16 protein-coding genes are annotated in these 17380 nt (G+C 70.2%); 6 read left to right on the forward strand and 10 right to left on the reverse strand.

Going from position 1 to position 17380, the window contains the following annotated elements; all coding sequences use genetic code 11:
* The first annotated feature begins 72 nt into the window (after positions 1-72).
* The 3 genes from ACFV9C_RS02240 to ACFV9C_RS02250 are packed head-to-tail and all read left to right on the forward strand — an operon-like array spanning position 73 to position 4030.
* On the forward strand, positions 73-1128 hold the full coding sequence (locus ACFV9C_RS02240) for a glycine betaine/L-proline ABC transporter ATP-binding protein (protein ID WP_380190126.1): 1056 nt from the start codon (positions 73-75) through the stop codon (positions 1126-1128).
* Positions 1128-3071, forward strand: coding sequence for an ABC transporter permease subunit (locus ACFV9C_RS02245; RefSeq protein WP_380190128.1), 1944 nt, complete (start codon positions 1128-1130; stop codon positions 3069-3071). Before ACFV9C_RS02240 ends, ACFV9C_RS02245 begins: the two co-directional genes overlap by 1 nt.
* Positions 3068-4030: an ABC transporter substrate-binding protein gene (locus ACFV9C_RS02250; protein ID WP_380190130.1), complete on the forward strand. Its 963-nt coding sequence runs from the start codon at positions 3068-3070 to the stop codon at positions 4028-4030. Before ACFV9C_RS02245 ends, ACFV9C_RS02250 begins: the two co-directional genes overlap by 4 nt.
* Here ACFV9C_RS02250 and ACFV9C_RS02255 read toward each other — a convergent pair.
* A complete protein-coding gene (locus ACFV9C_RS02255) occupies positions 4008-6812 on the reverse strand; it encodes an ATP-binding protein (protein ID WP_380190132.1) in 2805 nt (934 codons plus the stop codon). The genes ACFV9C_RS02250 and ACFV9C_RS02255 overlap by 23 nt on opposite strands.
* Positions 6813-6854: 42 nt before the next feature.
* On the opposite strand from ACFV9C_RS02255, the gene ACFV9C_RS02260 reads away from it, so the two are divergent.
* Positions 6855-7712, forward strand: a complete 858-nt coding sequence (locus ACFV9C_RS02260) for an NAD(P)-dependent oxidoreductase (RefSeq protein ID WP_380190134.1) — start codon at positions 6855-6857, stop codon at positions 7710-7712.
* Here the strand turns inward: ACFV9C_RS02260 and ACFV9C_RS02265 are convergent.
* Positions 7699-7947 carry a hypothetical protein gene (locus tag ACFV9C_RS02265; protein WP_380190136.1) on the reverse strand — a complete coding sequence of 83 codons (249 nt, stop codon included), beginning with the start codon at positions 7945-7947 and terminating at the stop codon, positions 7699-7701. The two genes, ACFV9C_RS02260 and ACFV9C_RS02265, sit on opposite strands and share 14 nt — an antisense overlap.
* Positions 7944-8465, reverse strand: a complete 522-nt coding sequence (locus ACFV9C_RS02270; protein ID WP_380190138.1) for an RNA polymerase sigma factor — start codon at positions 8463-8465, stop codon at positions 7944-7946. Before ACFV9C_RS02270 ends, ACFV9C_RS02265 begins: the two co-directional genes overlap by 4 nt.
* 258 nt (positions 8466-8723) lie before the next feature.
* Between ACFV9C_RS02270 and ACFV9C_RS02275 the strand changes: the two genes are divergently transcribed.
* Positions 8724-9320, forward strand: coding sequence for a ParA family protein (locus ACFV9C_RS02275; RefSeq protein WP_380190140.1), 597 nt, complete (start codon positions 8724-8726; stop codon positions 9318-9320).
* Between the two features lie 103 nt (positions 9321-9423).
* Here the strand turns inward: ACFV9C_RS02275 and ACFV9C_RS02280 are convergent, their stop codons facing one another.
* The 4 genes from ACFV9C_RS02280 to ACFV9C_RS02295 all read right to left on the reverse strand — a co-directional run bounded on the left by ACFV9C_RS02280 (position 9424) and on the right by ACFV9C_RS02295 (position 13357).
* Complete coding sequence (locus ACFV9C_RS02280; protein ID WP_380190142.1) at positions 9424-10563, reverse strand: ROK family protein; 1140 nt, start codon at positions 10561-10563, stop codon at positions 9424-9426.
* A gap of 80 nt (positions 10564-10643) precedes the next feature.
* Positions 10644-11507 carry an oxygenase MpaB family protein gene (locus tag ACFV9C_RS02285; protein ID WP_380190144.1) on the reverse strand — a complete coding sequence of 288 codons (864 nt, stop codon included), beginning with the start codon at positions 11505-11507 and terminating at the stop codon, positions 10644-10646.
* A 14-nt stretch (positions 11508-11521) separates the two neighbouring features.
* Complete coding sequence (locus ACFV9C_RS02290) at positions 11522-12052, reverse strand: GNAT family N-acetyltransferase (RefSeq protein WP_380190146.1); 531 nt, start codon at positions 12050-12052, stop codon at positions 11522-11524.
* A gap of 9 nt (positions 12053-12061) precedes the next feature.
* Entirely contained in the window at positions 12062-13357 is a 1296-nt protein-coding gene (locus tag ACFV9C_RS02295) for an XRE family transcriptional regulator (protein WP_380190148.1), read from the reverse strand.
* 228 nt (positions 13358-13585) lie between these two features.
* Here ACFV9C_RS02295 and ACFV9C_RS02300 point away from each other — a divergent pair, with 228 nt between their 5' ends.
* Positions 13586-13759 (forward strand): hypothetical protein, encoded by a 174-nt coding sequence (locus tag ACFV9C_RS02300; protein WP_165549662.1) that lies wholly within the window; start codon positions 13586-13588, stop codon positions 13757-13759.
* Positions 13760-14129: 370 nt separating this feature from the next.
* On the opposite strand, the gene ACFV9C_RS02305 is transcribed toward ACFV9C_RS02300, so the two are convergent.
* The 3 genes from ACFV9C_RS02305 to ACFV9C_RS02315 form a co-directional block, all read right to left on the reverse strand.
* Entirely contained in the window at positions 14130-14318 is a 189-nt protein-coding gene (locus tag ACFV9C_RS02305; protein WP_380190150.1) for a hypothetical protein, read from the reverse strand.
* 112 nt (positions 14319-14430) lie between these two features.
* Entirely contained in the window at positions 14431-15843 is a 1413-nt protein-coding gene (locus tag ACFV9C_RS02310; RefSeq protein ID WP_380190152.1) for a GNAT family N-acetyltransferase, read from the reverse strand.
* 20 nt (positions 15844-15863) lie between these two features.
* Positions 15864-17312 (reverse strand): MDR family MFS transporter, encoded by a 1449-nt coding sequence (locus ACFV9C_RS02315; protein WP_380190154.1) that lies wholly within the window; start codon positions 17310-17312, stop codon positions 15864-15866.
* Between the last annotated feature and the right edge of the window lie 68 nt (positions 17313-17380).

The following is a 17380-nucleotide window of genomic DNA, read 5'->3' on the forward strand; positions in this document are numbered from 1 at the left end:
GTCGTCGCCCTCGTGGTTGGGTAAAGTCCCGGTTCACGCTGTGTCTGCCGCCGGGGATGCGAGGGTTTACGTGTGACCGCTCAGCTCGAGTACCCCGACGTACAGGATTCCGACGCGCTGTTGTCCGTGCAGGGGCTGTGGAAAGTGTTCGGCCCGAAGGCGCAGCGGGTGCCGCGTCGGGCGGACCTCGCGGCGCTCGACCGGACGGAGCTATACGCGAAGACCGGCTGTACGGCGGCGGTCCGCGATCTGAGCTTCGACGTGGCGCCGGGCGAGGTGTTCGTCGTGATGGGGCTGTCCGGGTCCGGGAAGTCGACGCTCGTACGCTGCCTGACCCGGCTGATCGAGCCGACCGCCGGGCGGCTGACGTTCGAGGGCGAGGACCTGCGCGCGGCCGACGAGAAGCGGCTGCGCGCGCTCCGGCGGAGCAAGTTCTCGATGGTGTTCCAGCACTTCGGGCTGCTCCCGCACCGCAAGGTGATCGACAACGTCTCGTACGGCCTGGAGATCCGCGGCGAGAGCAAGCCGGACCGCCGTCGCCGCGCCCAGGAAGTGATCGACCTGGTTGGGCTGGCCGGCAACGAGCACCTGTACCCGGAGCAGCTGTCCGGCGGCATGCAGCAACGCGTCGGCCTGGCGCGGGCGCTCGCCAACGACCCCGACGTACTGCTGTTCGACGAGCCGTTCTCCGCGCTCGACCCGCTGATCCGGCGCGAGATGCAGACCGAGGTGGTGCGGTTGCACCGCGAGGTCGGCAAGACGATGGTGTTCATCACCCACGATCTGTCCGAGGCGTTGAAGCTCGGCGACCGGATCCTGCTGATGCGCGACGGCGCCGCCGTACAGCTCGGCACCGGCGACGAGCTGGTCGGCGCACCGGCCGACGACTACGTCCGCGAGTTCGTCCGCGACGTACCGCGGGCCGATGTCCTCACGCTGCGCTGGATCGCCCGCGACCCGCACCCGGACGAGCCGCTGGACGGCCCTGAGCTGGGCCCCGACGTCCTCGTCCGCGAGGCCACCCGCCTGGTGCTGGAGTCGGACCGCCCCGTCAAGGTCGTCGACAACGGCACCCTCCTCGGCATCATCAGCGACGAAGAAATCCTCGCCGTCGTCGCGGACGCCTGATGGCGGCGATCACCAGTGACGGGGAGGTCGAGGTACGGCGGCCTCGGCGCAGTGTGGTTGCCGGTGTACTGCTGGTCGTCTGGGTCGCGGCGTACTTCGCCCTGCGCGGGATCGACACGCTCGTCCTCGGCGGGCAGGACACGACCGCGCTGCACCGGTGGCTGACCGAGCACCGTGACGACGTCGGCCAGGGCAACGGGTTCTTCGGCGCGATCCGGGTCGCCGTCGACCAGGTCGTGGTGCTGCTCCAGGACGTGATCTCGCAGCCGTCGTTCGACCGTCCGGTGCCGGTGATCGGCTGGCTGGGCGTGATCGCGATCGCGGCGTACTGCGCGTGGGCGTTCGGGAACTGGAAGGTCGCCGTACTGACGGCCGCCGGGCTCGGGTTCGTCGGGCTGCAGGGGTTGTGGCAGCAGAGCATGGACACGCTCGCGCTGACGATCGCGGCGGTGCTGCTGTCGTTGCTGGTCGCGATCCCGCTCGGGATCTGGGCGGGGCTGTCCGATCGGGCGTTCAAGGTCGCGACGCTGGTCCTCGACCTGATGCAGACGCTGCCGACGTTCGTGTACCTCGCGCCGCTGACCCTGTTCTTCGCGATCGGCCCGGCCGCGGCGACGATCGCGACGCTGATCTACGCGGCGCCGCCCGCGGTCCGGCTGACCGCGCACGCGATCCGCTCGGTGCCGCCGGAGAGCGTCGAGGCGGCCCGTTCGCTCGGCTCGACCGGTGGTCAGACGCTGCTCAAGGTGCTGCTGCCGATGTCGCGCTCGACGGTCGTGGTCGGCATCAACCAGACGATCATGGCGGCCCTCTCGATGGTGACCGTGGCCGCGCTGATCGACGCGCCCGGCCTCGGCCAGACCGTCCTGAAGGCGCTCCAGACGCTGGACGTCGGCGTCGCGTTCAACGCCGGCCTCGCGATCGTCGTACTGGCGATCGTCCTCGACCGGGTGACGACCGCGGCGGGCGACCGGCCCTGGCGTACGGCGAGTGTCCGGCGGAAGGTGCTGCTCGGTGCGGGAGCGGTCGCGGTGCTCGTCGCGGTGTGGTTCTCGCGGACCTACGTGTGGGCGGCCGAGTTCCCGTCGGTCGAGGTGGGTTCGCGGATCGCGACGGTCACCACCGACGTGACGAACTGGGTGCAGGACGTCTTCGGCGGCTTCACGTACGGCGTACGCGATGCGGTGACGGTCGGCCTGCTCAACCCGCTCGAAAGCCTGCTGACCGGGTCGCCGTGGTGGCTGGTCAGCGTGGTTGTCGTGGCGCTGGCCGCGGTGCTGGGCGGCTGGCGAGGAGCTGTTCCGGCCGCCGTCTGCCTGGGTCTGCTGGTGGCGACCGGGGTGTGGCACGACAGCATGGTCACGCTCGCGTCGACGCTGCTCGCGACCGTCGTGGTGGTCGCGGTCGGGCTCGCGCTCGGCGTGTGGGCCGGGCGGAACCGGCGGGTCGACGTCTGGATCCGGCCGGTGCTGGACGCCGGGCAGACGATGCCGCCGTTCGTGTACCTGGTGCCGTTCCTCGCGCTGTTCGGGACCAGCCGGTTCACCGCGATCGCGGCGGCGGTGGTGTACGCCGTTCCGGTCACCACCAAGATCGTTGCCGACGGCATCAGAGCGGTGCCGGTCGCGACCGTCGAGGCGGCGAACTCGGTCGGCTCCAGCAGCTGGCAGGTGATCAGCAAGGTGCAGCTGCCGGTAGCCCGGCGGGCGATCACGCTGGCTGTCAACCAGGGCCTGATCTACGTGCTCTCGATGGTCGTCGTCGGCGGCCTCGTCGGCGCGGGTGCGCTCGGGTACGACGTGTCCGCGGGCTTCGCGCAGAGCGACCTGTACGGCAAGGGCCTCGCGGCAGGCCTGGCGATTGTGCTTCTGGGGGTGTTGCTCGATCGGGTGACACAGGCGGCGGCCCGCCGTACCCACGACTACGAAGGAGACAAGCGGTGAAGAGACTCCGGTACGCCGGTGTGCTGACGGCGGTCGCACTGGCCCTGACGGCCACAGCAGGCTGCGGTGGGCAGAAGGTCGGGACCGACAAGCCGGCCGCCGGTGGCAAGGAGTGCGGCTCGTTCAACCTGACCGTCAGCCCGTGGGTCGGGTATGCGGCGAACGCGGCCGTGGTGTCGTACGTCGCGACCAAGGATCTCGGCTGCAAGGTCGTGGAGAAGAACCTGGCCGAGCAGGTCGCCTGGCAGGGCTTCGCCACCGGCGAGGTGGACGTGAACCTGGAGAACTGGGGCCACGAGGACCTGAAGAAGAAGTACATCACCGACGACAAGGTCGCGGTCGAGGCCGGTTCCACCGGCGTCAAGGGCGTGATCGGCTGGTATGTGCCGCCGTGGATGGCCGCCAAGTACCCGGACATCACCGACTGGAAGAACCTGAACAAGTACGCGGCCCTGTTCAAGACGTCGGAGTCCGGCGGCAAGGGGCAACTGCTCGACGGCGACCCGTCGTACGTCACGAACGACGAGGCGCTGGTGAAGAACCTGGCGCTGAACTACAAGGTCGTGCAGAGCGGCAGCGAGACCGCGCTGATCCAGGCGTTCCGGGACGCGGAGAAGAACAAGAAGCCGCTGCTCGCGTACTTCTACGAGCCGCAGTGGTTCTTCAACGAGGTCAAGCTGGTGAAGATCAACCTGCCCGCGTACAAGGCCGGCTGCGACACGGTCCCGGCGAAGGTTGCTTGCGACTACCCGCCGTACGACCTGGACAAGATCGTCTCGAAGAAGTTCGCCGACTCGGGCAGCCCGGCGTACGACCTGGTGAAGAACTTCAAGTGGACGAACGAGGACCAGAACACGGTCGCCCGGATGATCGCGGTCGACAAGCTGACGCCGGACCAGGCGGCCGAGAAGTGGGTCAAGGACAACCAGTCCAAGGTCAACGCCTGGCTCGGGAAATAGCCCGCTCCACGTCGAAGCGCTCGGCGGGCGGCAGCGGTACGCCGACCTGCCGACGGAGCGCTGACGCCTCGGCGAGCAGGGACAGGGCGCGATCGGGATCCTCGGTCGCGCCCGCCAGCCCTTCGAGGGCGAGGGCGATCGCCCGCTTGTCGCCGGTCCGGTGCGCGAGCTCGAGGCCGCGCTCGTGCAGCCGCCGTGCCTCGGCCAGATCGCCGCGCTGCTCGGCGATGTAGCCGAGCTGGTTGGTGATGAACCCGATCCCGGGCGTCCCGCCGACCTGCTCCAGCCAGGCGAGCCACTTGGTGAAGTGCCGCTCCGCGTCGTCGAGCCGGACCTGCCTGCGTGCGGACAGGCCGAGACCGACCTCGGCGTACTCCTCGGCGGACTTGTTCGACTGCTCGACCGCGAGCCGGCGGGCCTGCTCGTGCAGCTCGTCGGCGCGGGCGTAGTCGCCGGTCAGCATCGCGATCCGGCCGAGTCCCGCCGTACGGAACGACACCTCTGTCCACAGCCCGAGGTCCTGCGCGTGCCGGACCGCGTCCTCCAGGTACGCCGTCGCCGTCGGGTAGTCGCCGCTGATCTCGGCCGCCACGATCAGCGCGTACGTCGCCTGCAGCCGGCCCCAGTCGTCGTCGAGTTCGTCGAAGAGCGTCAGACTGCGACGGCTGTCCCGCTGCATCGCCGGCAGGTCCGCGTGCACGATGTTGAGCTGTGCACGGGTGCTCAGCGCGGCGGCGAGTCCCCAGCGGTCGTCTCGCTCGGTGAAGAGGGTGATCGCCCGGTCGATGCGTTCCATGAGTACGCCGGGGTCGCCGTACGCCCAGCGGGTCATCGTGAGGAACCAGAGCGCGTCCGGGTCGTCGCCGACCGCCGCGAGCGCGCTGTCGCCGGCCGCCGCGACGTCGGTGCCGTGGGCGTCGGTCGCGGTCATCCCGGCGAGCCAGACGGCGGCGCGGGCGCGGAGCACGGGCGGTTGGCCGGGAAGGTCGAGCGCGGCGGCGAGGGTACGGCGGGCCTCGCCGTAGCGGCCGCGGAGGTACCAGTACCAGGGGAGGGCGTTCGCCAGCTCGAGGGACGGCGGGAGGAGGCGGAAGTTCGCCACCTCGAGGTCCAGGCGGTGCAGCCATCCGCGCTGCCGTTCGCCGTGTAGCTCGGCCTGCTGGGCGAGCTGGAGGTAGTAGGTCGCGTGCCGCTGCCGCAGGGTCGTTTCGTCGTCGAGTTTTTCGAGGCTGTACGCCGCTATGGACTCCAGCAGGCGGTAACGGCCGTCCGTGGCGACCACGAGCGACTTGTCGACGAGTGCCAGCAGCACGTGCTCCGGTAGGTCGCTCACCTGCGCTGCTGCCTCCAGGGAGAACGTGCCGGCGTGTACGGCGAGGCTCCGGAGCATCTGGCGCTCGTCGGCGTCCAGCAGGTCCCAGCTCCAGTCGATGGTGGCGCGGAGGGTGCGCTGCCGCTCCGGGCCGGCCTTACCGCCGGACAGCAACCGGAACCGGTCGTCCAGCCGCTCTGCCAGTCCTTGGACGCCTAGCCCCCGCACACGCGTCGCAGCCAGCTCCAACGCGAGCGGTATGCCGTCGAGGCGCTCACAGATCGCAGTCACGTCCGCGGTGACGCCAGCCAGCGCCTGGAACAGCTCAGCCGCCGCAGCCGGCGCCAGCGGCGGCACCTCGACCACCAGCTCCCCCGGCACCCCGAGCGCCTCACGACTGGTCGCCAGCACCCGAACCCCCGGCGCCGCCACCAGCAGACGCTGGACAAGGTCTGCCAGCTCCAGATGCTCGCAGTTGTCCAGAATCAGCAGGATCTCCCGCACCCGCAAGGAATCCACCAGCCGCCCCAGAAGCTCCCCCGCCTCATCCCGAAGCTCCAGCGCACTCGCCAACGCCTCCAGCACGTCCCCCTCCCGTAGCGCCGCCAACTCCACCAGCCGCACACCGCCAATGCCCCGGCCGAGCTCCAGGGCCAGGCGGGTTTTGCCGACGCCGCCCGGGCCGACCAACGTGACCAGCCGGTTCGTGGTGAGCTGCTCCTGGACGGCGGCCAGCGTGTCGTCTCGCCCGACCAGCGGGTTGAGCGGCGCGGGCAGCGTTGGCGAGGGTTGCAAGGACGGGTCGTGGCGGAGGATCGCCTGGTGGAGGGCGGTCAGCTCCGGGCCGGGGTCGGCGCCGAGCTCATCGGACAACGCTGCCCGGAGATCGGCGTACGCCCGGAGCGCCTCGTGCTGACGGCCCGCGCGGTACAGCGCCTTCAGGTGTACGGCGTGCACCCGTTCGTCGAGCGGCCGTTGCCGGACGAGTGCAGTCGTCCGCTGGAGTACGTCGTCGCCGCGTTCCAGCACCGTCAGATACAGATCCTCCAGGTGCTCACGCGCCGCCCGGGCGAACTCGTGATCCAGCACCTCGGCGTACGGCTGCCCTCGCCACAGCTCCAGCGCCTCCCGCAGCCGCCCGCTCCGCACGTACTCCTCGAAGATGTTGCTTTCGACAACCTCCGCCTCGAGCGTGTACCCGGCCGGCCCGTGCCGCACCAACCCCCGCGAGCCGACCTCCGCCCGCTCCAGCGTCGACCGCAGCTGGGACACCCGCGCCTGCAACGTCCCGATCGCGTTCCGCGGCGGCCGCGATCCCCACAGGTCGTCGATCAACCGGTCGGCGCTGACCGGCGTCCCGAGATTCGCCAGCAGATCCAGCAGCAGAACCCGGACCTTCGTATCCGGTACGGCGACCTGCACACCGGTGTCCGTCCGCACGAGCAGCGGACCGAGCACCCCGAAGTACATACCCGTAGTAAACCCGTAGCGCGTTCTCCGAGCATCGACCGCATGAGTTCACGAGAAGCAGTGACAGTGATCGGCCTCGGCGCGATGGGCTCCACGATGGCCCGCACGTACGTCGCCGCCGGCCACCCGACCACCGTCTGGAACCGGACCTCCGGCAAGGCCGACGGACTCGGCGCCGTACCGGCAACCACCGCGGCCGAGGCGGCTGCCGCCAGTACGGTCGTGGTGATCAGCCAGGTCGACTACCCGGCGATGTTCGATTCGCTGGCCGGCGCGGACCTGCGCGGACGCGTGCTGGTCAACCTCAGCTCGGACAGCCCGGAGCGCCTGCGGGAGGCGGCCGCGTGGGTCGCCGAGCGCGGCGGCACGCTGGTGACCGGCGGCATCATGGTCCCGCCGCCGGGGATCGGGAAGCCCGGCGCCTACGCGTTCTACGCCGGACCCGCGGACGCGATCGACGCCCACCGCGCCACCCTGGAGGTCCTCGGCCGCGTCGACCACGTCGGCACCGACCCCGGCCTGGCGATGCTCTACTACCAGGCCATGCTGAACATCTTCTGGACCACGTTGATCAGCTACTTCTACTCGGCCTCCCTGGTCGGAGACGCCGAGCAGCTGCGCCCGTACGTCGCCACGATGCTCACCGACCTGACCCAGGACGGCCCGATGGGCTTCCTGCGGATCCTGACCCGCGAGCTTGAGGCCGGTGAGTACCCCGGCGGCGAGAACAACCTCCACATGCAAGCGGTCGGCTCGCACCACGTCGTACAGGCGTTCACCGATGCGGGCCTCGACGTGACGATGCCGGCCGCCGTGGCGGAGCTGTTCGCGCGCGCTGACGCGGCCGGGTTCGGTGGCAACGGCCTGAGCGCGCTGGCCGAGATGGTCAGGAAGCCGTAGTCAGCTTGCACACGCCGTCGGTGCATTCACGCTGCACCTTCCCGCGGGAGATCGTCTCGATCAGGCCGATCACCCAGCAGGTGGGGCAGCCGCGGAAGGCGATGAAGGTGACGGGTAGGAGCAGAAGACTCCACGGGCCGACGACCGGGATGAGTGCGAAGGCGGCGATCAACGAGCCGAAGCCGACGGCGCCGCGGAGGAGGTGCCGAGGCACGGAGGTGCTGGCGAAGGTCATGTGGGGACTCCTAGCGTCTCGCGCACGGTCGCCCGGGCGCGGTGCAGACGGGACTTCATGGCGGGGACGGTGAGACCGAGGGCCTTGGCGACCATCGGCCCGCTGTAGCCCTGGACGTCACGCAGGACGAGGACGCTGCGCTGGTCCGGCGGCAGTTGCGCGATCGCCGCCGCGACCGCCCGCGCCTCCAGCTGCCGCAGCGCCTCGTCCTCGGCGGACGGTGCCGGATCCGGTACGACGGGATGCTCGCGCAGCATGGCCCGCGCCCGGCGCAGGCACTCGTTGCGGATGATCCGGAACATCCACGACGTCAGCGCGCTGGTCGCGCGGAGCATCCCGATCTTGCGGTACAGGATGATCAGTGCCTCCTGCGCCGCGTCCTCCGCGTCCTCGGGCGTCGCGCACAGCGTCCGGGCGAACCGCCGTACGGTCGGATGCGAGTCCGCGACCAGCGTGCTGAGCGCGCCGACGTCGCCGTGCTGGGCGGCGCGGACGAGCTGCTCGTCGAGGTCAGCCACGGGTCCGCCGGCGGAGAACGACGACGCTGCAGGTGCCGAGCAGGGCGACCGCGACGGCGGCCGCGACGATGATCCAGGTCATGAGGTGCTCCTTCATCGGGTGCGATGTCAGGAGTAAGAGGCGGTGGACGGCGGAAAGGATTCTCCACTGAAGTACGGTTGAGCTTGTACACACGGGCCGGGGGCAACTATCACGATGTGATTCGGCAACGCCGACGACACGCCGGAATTCGGGCAAGACCGGGTAAGTTCGTGCCCATGATCATCGTGACAGCTGCACTGAAGGGCGGGGTCGGTAAGACAACCACGTCGGTGTACTTGGCCGCGCTGGCATCTTCCAACCGTCGCACATCCACCCTGGTCGACGCCGATCCGCAAGGCAGCGCCGCGGACTGGATCGCGGACTCCAGCGACGAACACCTCTCCAGGATCGAGATCGCGGAGGCACCGACGGAGCGCCTGCTGAACAAGGCGCTCGACAAGGTCCCGCCCGAGGGCATCGGCATCGTCGACATGCCGCCGTCCCACGAGCGGCTGCTGAACAAGGCCCTCGAACGCGCCCGGATCGTGGTCATCCCGACCCGCGTCGGCGGCGTCGAGACGCCGCGGGTGAAGGCCGTGCTGGAGCTCGTGCCCGACGACGTACCGGCCGGGCTGGTGGTCTGCTCGGCACGGACGTACACCCGCTCCTACCAGGAGGCGATGCAGCAGTACGCCGCCGAGAACATCCCGGTCTGGGGCACGATCCCCGAGCGCGTCTCGATCACCGCCGGCCCGACCGGCCCCCTCGCCTCCGACGGCCTCGAGTCCTACAAAAAGGTCTGGCGCAAAATCCTCGCCGCCGCCCGCACCTGAGCATTTGTGAGGTTCACCCGCGAGTTGGTCCCTTCCCCAGCGGGATGCGAGGCGGGAAGGGGCCGGCGGCAGGGTTCACCGCTGAAATGGCCAGGGGCTGGGGTCAGCGTTGGAGTGGGGGTTCGCCTCGGACGTAGGAGCGGATCACGGTGGCCGCCGCACCGCGGGCCCAGTCGTCGAAGGTGTGTGAGCGGAGCGTCAGCCGGCAGTCCCCGGCCGCGCCGAACGCGTGCTCCGCGAACGCGCGCCGCATCCGCTCCTCGTACAGGTCGTACTCCGCCACGCCCTCGCCGGCGATCATCACCAGCTCGGGCCCGACCAGGTTCACCATCGCCGCGAGCGCCGCGCCGATCACCTCACCGGCCCGGTCGAACGCCTCGCGCGCCTGCTGGTTCCCCTCGTGCGCCAGCTCGATCGCGCCGGCCAGGTCCAATTCCGGCCGCCCGGTCTGTTCCCGCGTCCGCGCCAGGATCGCGTCCGACGACGCGACCGTCTCGACACAGCCCCGCCGTCCGCAGGTACACACCAGCTCGCCCGGTGCCAACGGCAGATGGCCGAGCTCGCCGGACACGCCGTACGCGCCGGAGACGACCTCGCCGTTGATGTAGAGCCCGCAGCCGATGCCAGAGCCGATCGTCACGACGGCGAACGAGTCCGCGTTCACCCCGGCACCGAACCAGTGCTCGGCGACCGTCAGCGCGCGTACGTCGTTCGACACCAGGATCGGCACCCGGATCCGCTTGCCGAGCAGCTCCGCGACCGGGACGCCGCGCCAGCCCATCAGCGGCGAGTCCCGGACGACGCCGTGCGTCGCGTCCACGTCACCCGAGACGGCGATCCCGATCCCGGCCAGCGGGCCGGCCGTCGCGGTGCCGGTCTTGAGCGCGCTGATCAGCGCCTTCACGTGTTCCGTGAGGCGGTCGATCACCACCTCTGGATCGGTACTGTCCAGCTCCTCGTGCCGCACGTTCAGGATCCCGGCGGTGAAGTCGGTGGTGACGCCGATCAGGCTGGTCGGCGTGACCTTGACGCCGATCACCGACACGCTGCTCGGTACGACGGTCAACGGGCTGACCGGCCGTCCGATCCCGAGCTGCCCCTCGTCGCCCACCGGTGCGTCTGTGACGAACCCGGTCTCGATCAGCGGCGCGACCGCCTTCGTCACCGCAGCCTGCGACAGCCCCGTCCGGCGCGCGATCTCCACCCGCGGAATCGGCCCCTGCGTCAGGATCTTGGTCAGCACCTCGACTCCCGCCGGCGTAGCCAGGGGGAGCGGACGATGAGGACGCAGCGGCACGAGAACAACCTACAAGCGCGGGGCCGCTATGCGGGGGTTTCTGCCAGTGTTGGCGACGCCAGCGCCCAGCGGATGGTCCTGGTGAGGCCGTCGCCGGCGGCGCGTACGACGGTCTGCTCGGCCAGCGGGAGGTACGGGAGCCGCAGCGGGAGCCTTGTCCACCACGGGAGCAACCCGACGGCGGCAGCGGTCAGTACGCCGTACGCGGGACGCGCGGCCCACGGTACGGGCGGGTGCACCAGGATGAAGCGGGCCGCCTGGCGAGCTTCCGTCGTACCACGGAGCTCGGGCTGGTAGTCCTTGAGCAGCTGACGCACCTCGGCGAGCGTGGTGGGCGGGTCGATCACGCCCAGCCGCTCCGCCACGAGCGCCGCGTCCTCGACGTACAGGTCCTGCTCGTGAGCGGTCAGCGGATGCGCGCCGTACCGCTGGTGCGCCGCGAGGAAGCTGTCCACCTCCGCCACATGTACCCACTTCAGCAGATGCGGATCCGACGCCCGGTACTTCACCCCGTCCGGACTGGTCCCGCGCACCCGCTCGTGCACCGCCCGGACCCGCGCGATCGCCTCCTCCGCGTCCGGAATCGCGCCGTACGTCGTGATCGCCAGGAAGTAGCTGGTCCGCCGGAGTCGTCCCCACGGGTCGCCCTGATACCCGGAGTGCGCCGCCACCGCGGCCATCGCCAGCGGGTGCAGCGACTGCAGCAGGAGCGCCCGCAGGCCGCCGGCGAACATCGACGCGTCACCGTGCACCCGCCGGATCGGCCGGTCCTCCGCGAACCACCTCGGGCCGGGGCTCTTGTGCACCCGGTCCCGCTCAGCCTGTGGGTCCGGCCCCGCGACCTTCGTGAGAATCATCCGGGCAAGGTTGTCCCGCAGCGGTCCGATCACACCACCAGTGTTGCTCAGGTGTCGTACTCGTCTTCGAGCAGCGAGTAGAGCCGGGAGTCACGCCAGGCGCCGTTGGTGAACACGTGGTCGCGCAGCTGGCCCTCGTAGGTGAAGCCGATCCGCTTCACCACCGCGATCGAGGCCTCGTTCTCCGGCCCGATCGCGGCCGTCACCCGGTGCCGGCCGAGCTGCCCGAAGGCGAACTGCAAGAGCGCCCGGGCCGCGTCGGTCGCGTACCCGTGCCCCCAGTGGTCGGCGCCGATCGCATACCCGAGCTTGGCCGTCCAGGGCCCGCTCGGCGCGATCCGGCCGAACCCGATCACCCGGTCCTCGTCCGGCCGGGTGACCGCGAGCATGTAGTCGGGCCGGTCCTCCTGCGCCGACCGCTGGACGATGCCGGCCAGGTTCTGCTCGGCCTTGGTCCGGTCGTAGCTGTCGAACGCCATCCAGGTCGTCACCCGGTCGTCACCGGCGACGGCCAGGTAGTCGTCGAGATCTGAGGTCCGGAATTCGCGCAACACAGTCAGCTGTCCGCTGAGCTCCATTGGCGCAGGCTACCGGGGGAAGGACTGCATCGGAGTCCGGGTGAAGGACTCGATCTCCTCCTGCAGCTCGCGGGCGTCGTCCGCGCGACCGGACTGCCGCAGCGCCTGGTGGACGCGGCGGGCCGAGTGCACGACCCCGTTGATCCGGCGCTCGGTCGGCAGCGTCAGCACCGGGGCGAGAGCGTCCGCGGCACCGTCCAGCTCACCGCTCGCGATCCGGGTGATCGCCATCGCGGCGTGGCTGCCGGCGGCGTCGCCGAAGGCCCACTCCGGGTGGTTCTGGTCGGTGTACGCGTCGACGGCCTGGCTCGAATACCGCTGGGCCTGCTCCACCTCGCCGGGCAGCTGCGCGAGCGCGTCGGCGGCGTAGTACAGCTGGCGGTTGCGGCCGAAGGTGCAGAGGCCGCCCATGTCGTCCAGGTCGTCGTTGTGCACCGAGTTCCACGCCTCTTCGGCGCGCTCGAGCGCGGCGCGGGTGGCCTCCGGGTTGCCGAGCGCGGCCCAGGCGCGGGCCTCGCTGACCGGGAGCCAGACGCTGGTGGTGCTGTTCGCCTGCTCGGCGTAGCCGGCGCCGAGCTGGGCGTAGCGCACCGAGTCGTGCGGGTTGCCGGCCCAGTAGGAGACCAGCGACTGCAGACCGCGCACCCAGGCGCGCAGCCCGTGGTGGTCGGCGTTGTCGGCACACATGAACGCGGTCCGCGCCTGGGTGAGCGCGGCGTGCGGGTTGCCGAGGTCGTGGGAGGCCTTCGCGAGCAGCCCGCCGGTGACACCGGCCAGGAAGTACAGCTGGCGGTGGTTCTCCGGGCGTTGCCGGCTCTCGAGCAGGCCGAACACCAGGTCCTGGGTCTCGACCAGCTGGCCGAGGATCTCCGGCAATGGGCGCTGTGGGTACGCCTGGGCGGCGTGGCGTACGTCGTCGTACACCTGTTCCATGGCCTCGCTTCCGAGACCGGACTGGGCCGCAAGGGCGAACGCCCTTGCTCGGCTGGCAGCCATGTCGAGAACCTCCATCTCGTTACCTGTCGTGATCCGTCCACTCGCGGCAGGTGCCGGCACCACCTGGGCGGCCGGTTCGGCGACGTACGGCGAGAGAAGTTCCTCGACCGGCTTGCCGAACATGCGTTGCAGGGTGCGCCGGGTCTGAGGAGTGGTCCCTGCGCGCTCGCCCGATGCGAGCCGCCGCAGGTGCCGCTCGGTGATGGTTCCACCCAGCTCGACGAACTCGGCGACGATCTCGGAGTAGGTCTGGTTCCGGCGCTGGATCAGGTGCGCCAGGACCGTCTTTGGCGCATACCTACCCGCCATCGTTCCTCCCGTTCACGTCAGTCAGACGTTGTCTCGACTTGTGCCCCACGACAAGGTGCTGTCCCCCAGATGTCCGCGAGAGGACCGGAAGAGGTCCGGCAAAGGTCCGGTCCAGGTCCTAGAGCGGTCACGTTGGGCTCGTGCACCATTACTGCCATGACAACCAGTAAGTCCAACTGGTTGCAAGGCCTGAGAGTTACGGGGTGAGAGGTTGTGACCATCGCGGAAATGACGTCGAGACAGCACCGGCGCAGAGTCCGGGTCTGGTTCGGCGAGCACGTGATCGCGCAGTACGTCGCGGAGGCGCCGCTGGCGGCCCGCTACGAACAGGCGATGCGGCGCCGTTTCGCCGGTCTCAAGGTCACCAACGACCTGCTCGGTCCGCTCGACTCCACCGACTGAAACACCCGATGCTGCCGGGTCCTCCTCAGGCCCGGTGATGCTGACCCTGGGGTCTCCTCACGTCCAGGGCCGGCGCTGGAAGGTTCGGGGCACTCCTCAGCCCCGGACGAAACCCAGGTGCGGTCCGGAGTACTCCTCAACTCCGGACCGCGCCGCCCACCGACCCGGCTGGGCTTGGCGGCTGAGTTCCCTGTATCGCCGCCGCCCAGCCGTTCCAACCACCTCCTGACCGACACCTCGGGTCAGGCAGGGCCGAGTGTCCTGGGCGGTAGGACACCGGAGGCTCCCGACACCTCACCGGGAACCTCCCCCTTGAGGTGGCCGGCTCCGAGTGTGACCGCCGCGCCTGGGCGGTCACACCCGGAGCCCCTTAGCTGAGGTTGCCCGCCATCCGTCGTAGGACGTCGACGGTGGCCAGGTACTCCTCGGTGGAGATGCCCGCCGTGATCCTGCGGCGTTGCGCCCGGACCTCGATCGTCAGGTCCGCCAGGGCACGCGACCCGGCCGCCGTCAGCTCGTCGCCGGTCAGCCACTCGCGCTTGACCAGCGGATTCGTCACCGCGGCGAGCTCGGCCGGGTCGCCGCTCCGAAACGGCGCCAGCGCCCTGCACCGCTAGATCCCCTCTTTGGAACTTTTCCGCCGCTCCGCGCGGATTTCTTTCCGGAAACAGTCAGAGATCGGCGCAGGCCCGGACCAGAGCCGCGAACAGCTGCTCGGGGTCGTGCAGTACGCGGACGCCGTCCGTCACCACGCTGCGGGTCCCGGGGTCGACCGGGTCGGTCGAGGCCCACGCGGTCGCGGTGATGCCGACCTCGACCTCCAGCCCGGACGCCCGCTGGATCCGGACCGCGGTGAGGTGCGGTCCCCACTGCTGCCGGCGTACGACGCGGACCGCGCCGAACACCTCGAGCCAGTCGTCGTTCCCGAGGTACCGCTCCGGTACGTCGGTCAGCACGACCACGTCCAGGTCCGATGTCATCCCCGCGGCACCACGCGCCCACGACCCGACCATCGCCGTACCGCGGATGTCTGGCTGGTCCGCCGCCCATCGCACCGCGTTACCGACCACCTCGTCGACCTCCTGCGCCCGGGTTGCGTGGTTGGTGAGGTAGACGGCGAAAGGCGCGTCCGGCAGGACCTCCGAGGCGTCGGTGGACCAGCCTTCGGCGTGGATCTCGCCGGCGTAGCGCATGCCGAGGCGTTGCATGACGGCTTGGGAGGCGGTGTTGGACCGTTCGGTGAACGCGATGACGGCCGATGCCTTCAGGGTGTTGAAGGCGTAGGTGAGCCCGGCGCGGCCGAGCTCGGTGGCCAGGCCGTGGCCGCGGGCGGACTCGACCAGCGCCCAGCCGAGTTCCAGGCGGTCGGCTGCCCACTCAGGGCCGGCCAGTGCGGCGATTGCCTCGGCGGTCGGCGTTCCGGCGGGAATGCGGGAGAGGCCGCCGCGGCCGGTCAGGGCGCCGGTCGTGCGGTCGTACGCGATCCACTTGCCGGCGCCGTCGCGGTCCCAGTCGGACTGGTGTCTCGCGGCCTGGGCGGTGGCCTGGTCCGCGGTCAGCGTGAGGTCGTACCAGCGGGACACCCACGGGTCCGCGAAGAGGCGCTCGAGGTCCGCCGCATGTCCGGGGAGGACCCCGTTCGGTCCGGTGATCGGTTCCAGGCGGAGGCGATCGGTGAAGCGGGTCCGGACGGTGTGGGCGACGAGGTCCCGCAGGCGCCGGTCGCCGTCGGGGCGGTTGACCATCAGGAGGTCGAGGTCGTCCGGTCCGGCCCAGGCGGACCGGTCGTGCTTGCCGGCTTCGAGGCGCGGCCGGGTGAGATCACCGTCGACGGTGACCAGGTAGTCGATCTCCCGGCGTACCCGCCCTTCCCACTCCCATTCCCAGTCCGCCACGGTCCGGACGATGTCGCGGACCTTCCACCCGGTCTCCTCCTCGACCTCCCGGGCGAGCGCCTCCTCGGGCGTCTCCCCGGGTTCGAGATGACCGCCGACGATGTCCCAGATCCCCGGCAGCAGCCGTCGCTCGGCGGTACGCCGCTGCAGATAGACGCGATGCTCTTCGTCCCGGATCAGTGCACCCACACAGTCGACTGCGCGCATGGCTACCGGAGTGGCCGCTCGGTGATGCGGTTCGGCATGAAGATCACTGCGACCACCAGGAGCAGGGCAGCCGCGGCGGCGCCGTAGTACACGTCGTGCACCGCGGGAGCCAGGACGCTGGCAGGGACCTTCTCCAGGTCGGCATGGTCGTCACCAAGACGGGCCGCGACGACGCCGTTCGCCACCGCGCCGAACACCGCGACCCCGACCGCGCTCCCGACCGAGCGGGCGAACATGTTCGCACCGGTGACCACCCCGCGCGTCTGCCAGTCGACCGACGACTGCGCCGCCACCACCGACGGCGACGCGGAGAAGCCCAGCCCGACCCCGATCACGAAACACGCGACGGCCAGGTGCAGGACGGAACTCCGGGCGCCGACCGTGAGCAGGATCCCCGACCCGAGTACGACGATCACCGCCCCCATCAGCATCGTCGTCCGGAAGCCGACCCGCAGGTAGATCCGCCCCGCGAACGACGCCGCGATCGGCCACCCCAGCGTCATCGCGGCGAGCGTGAACCCCGCGATCAACGCCGACGTACCGAGGACGCTCTGCGCGAACAGCGGCACGTACGTCGACAACCCGATCATCAGCAGCCCGATCAGCAACGCCGCCGAGTTCGCCGAGTTCAGCACCCGCTGGCCGAGCACCCACAACGGCAGGATCGGCTCGGCGGCGCGCCGCTCGACCAGGACGAACGCGACCAGCAGTACGACGGCCGCCGCCAGGATCACGATGCTCCGCACCGATCCCCAGTCCCACATCACGCCGCCCTCGAGCAGCCCGAGCAGCAGCAGCGAACCGCCCGCTGCGAGCAGGATGGCGCCGGCGTAGTCGATCGTGTGCCCGGTCTTGTCGGCGACCTTCTCCTCGAACCGGCGGACCAGCACCCACGCGGCCGCGATCCCGAGCGGGATGTTCACGAAGAAGATCCACCGCCAGGAGATGTAGTCCGAGAACACACCGCCGAGGGTCGGCCCGACGAACGACGAGATCCCCCAGACGCTGGCGACGTACCCCTGGACCTTGGCGCGCTCCGCGACCGTGTAGATGTCGCCGATGATCGTCATCCCGATCGGCTGGATGGCGCCCGCGCCGAGGCCCTGGATCAGCCGGAACGCGATCAGCGCCGGCATGCTCCATGCGAACCCGCAGAGCACCGACCCGAGCAGGAACAGGCCGACCCCGAGCAGCATCATCGGCTTCCGCCCGCGCTGGTCGGCGAGCTTGCCGTAGATCGGCACCGAGACCGCCTGGGCGAGCAGATAGATCGAGAACAGCCACGGGAACTGGGTGAACCCGCCGAGGTCCGCGACCACGGACGGTACGGCGGTGGCCAGGATTGTCGCGTCGATCGCGACCAGGCCGACGCTCAGCATCACCGCGAGCAGGATCGGGCCCCGTTCCGACCGAAGCCCCACACTCGTCCGGTCGATCCGCTCAGTAGTCATATCACCGACCAATGTATGTGAACCGACAGCTATTCCCGCAGTCGTGGACCGCCTCGTGGACTTCACCC

The organism is Kribbella sp. NPDC059898 (assembly GCF_042730855.1).
Classification (GTDB): domain Bacteria; phylum Actinomycetota; class Actinomycetes; order Propionibacteriales; family Kribbellaceae; genus Kribbella.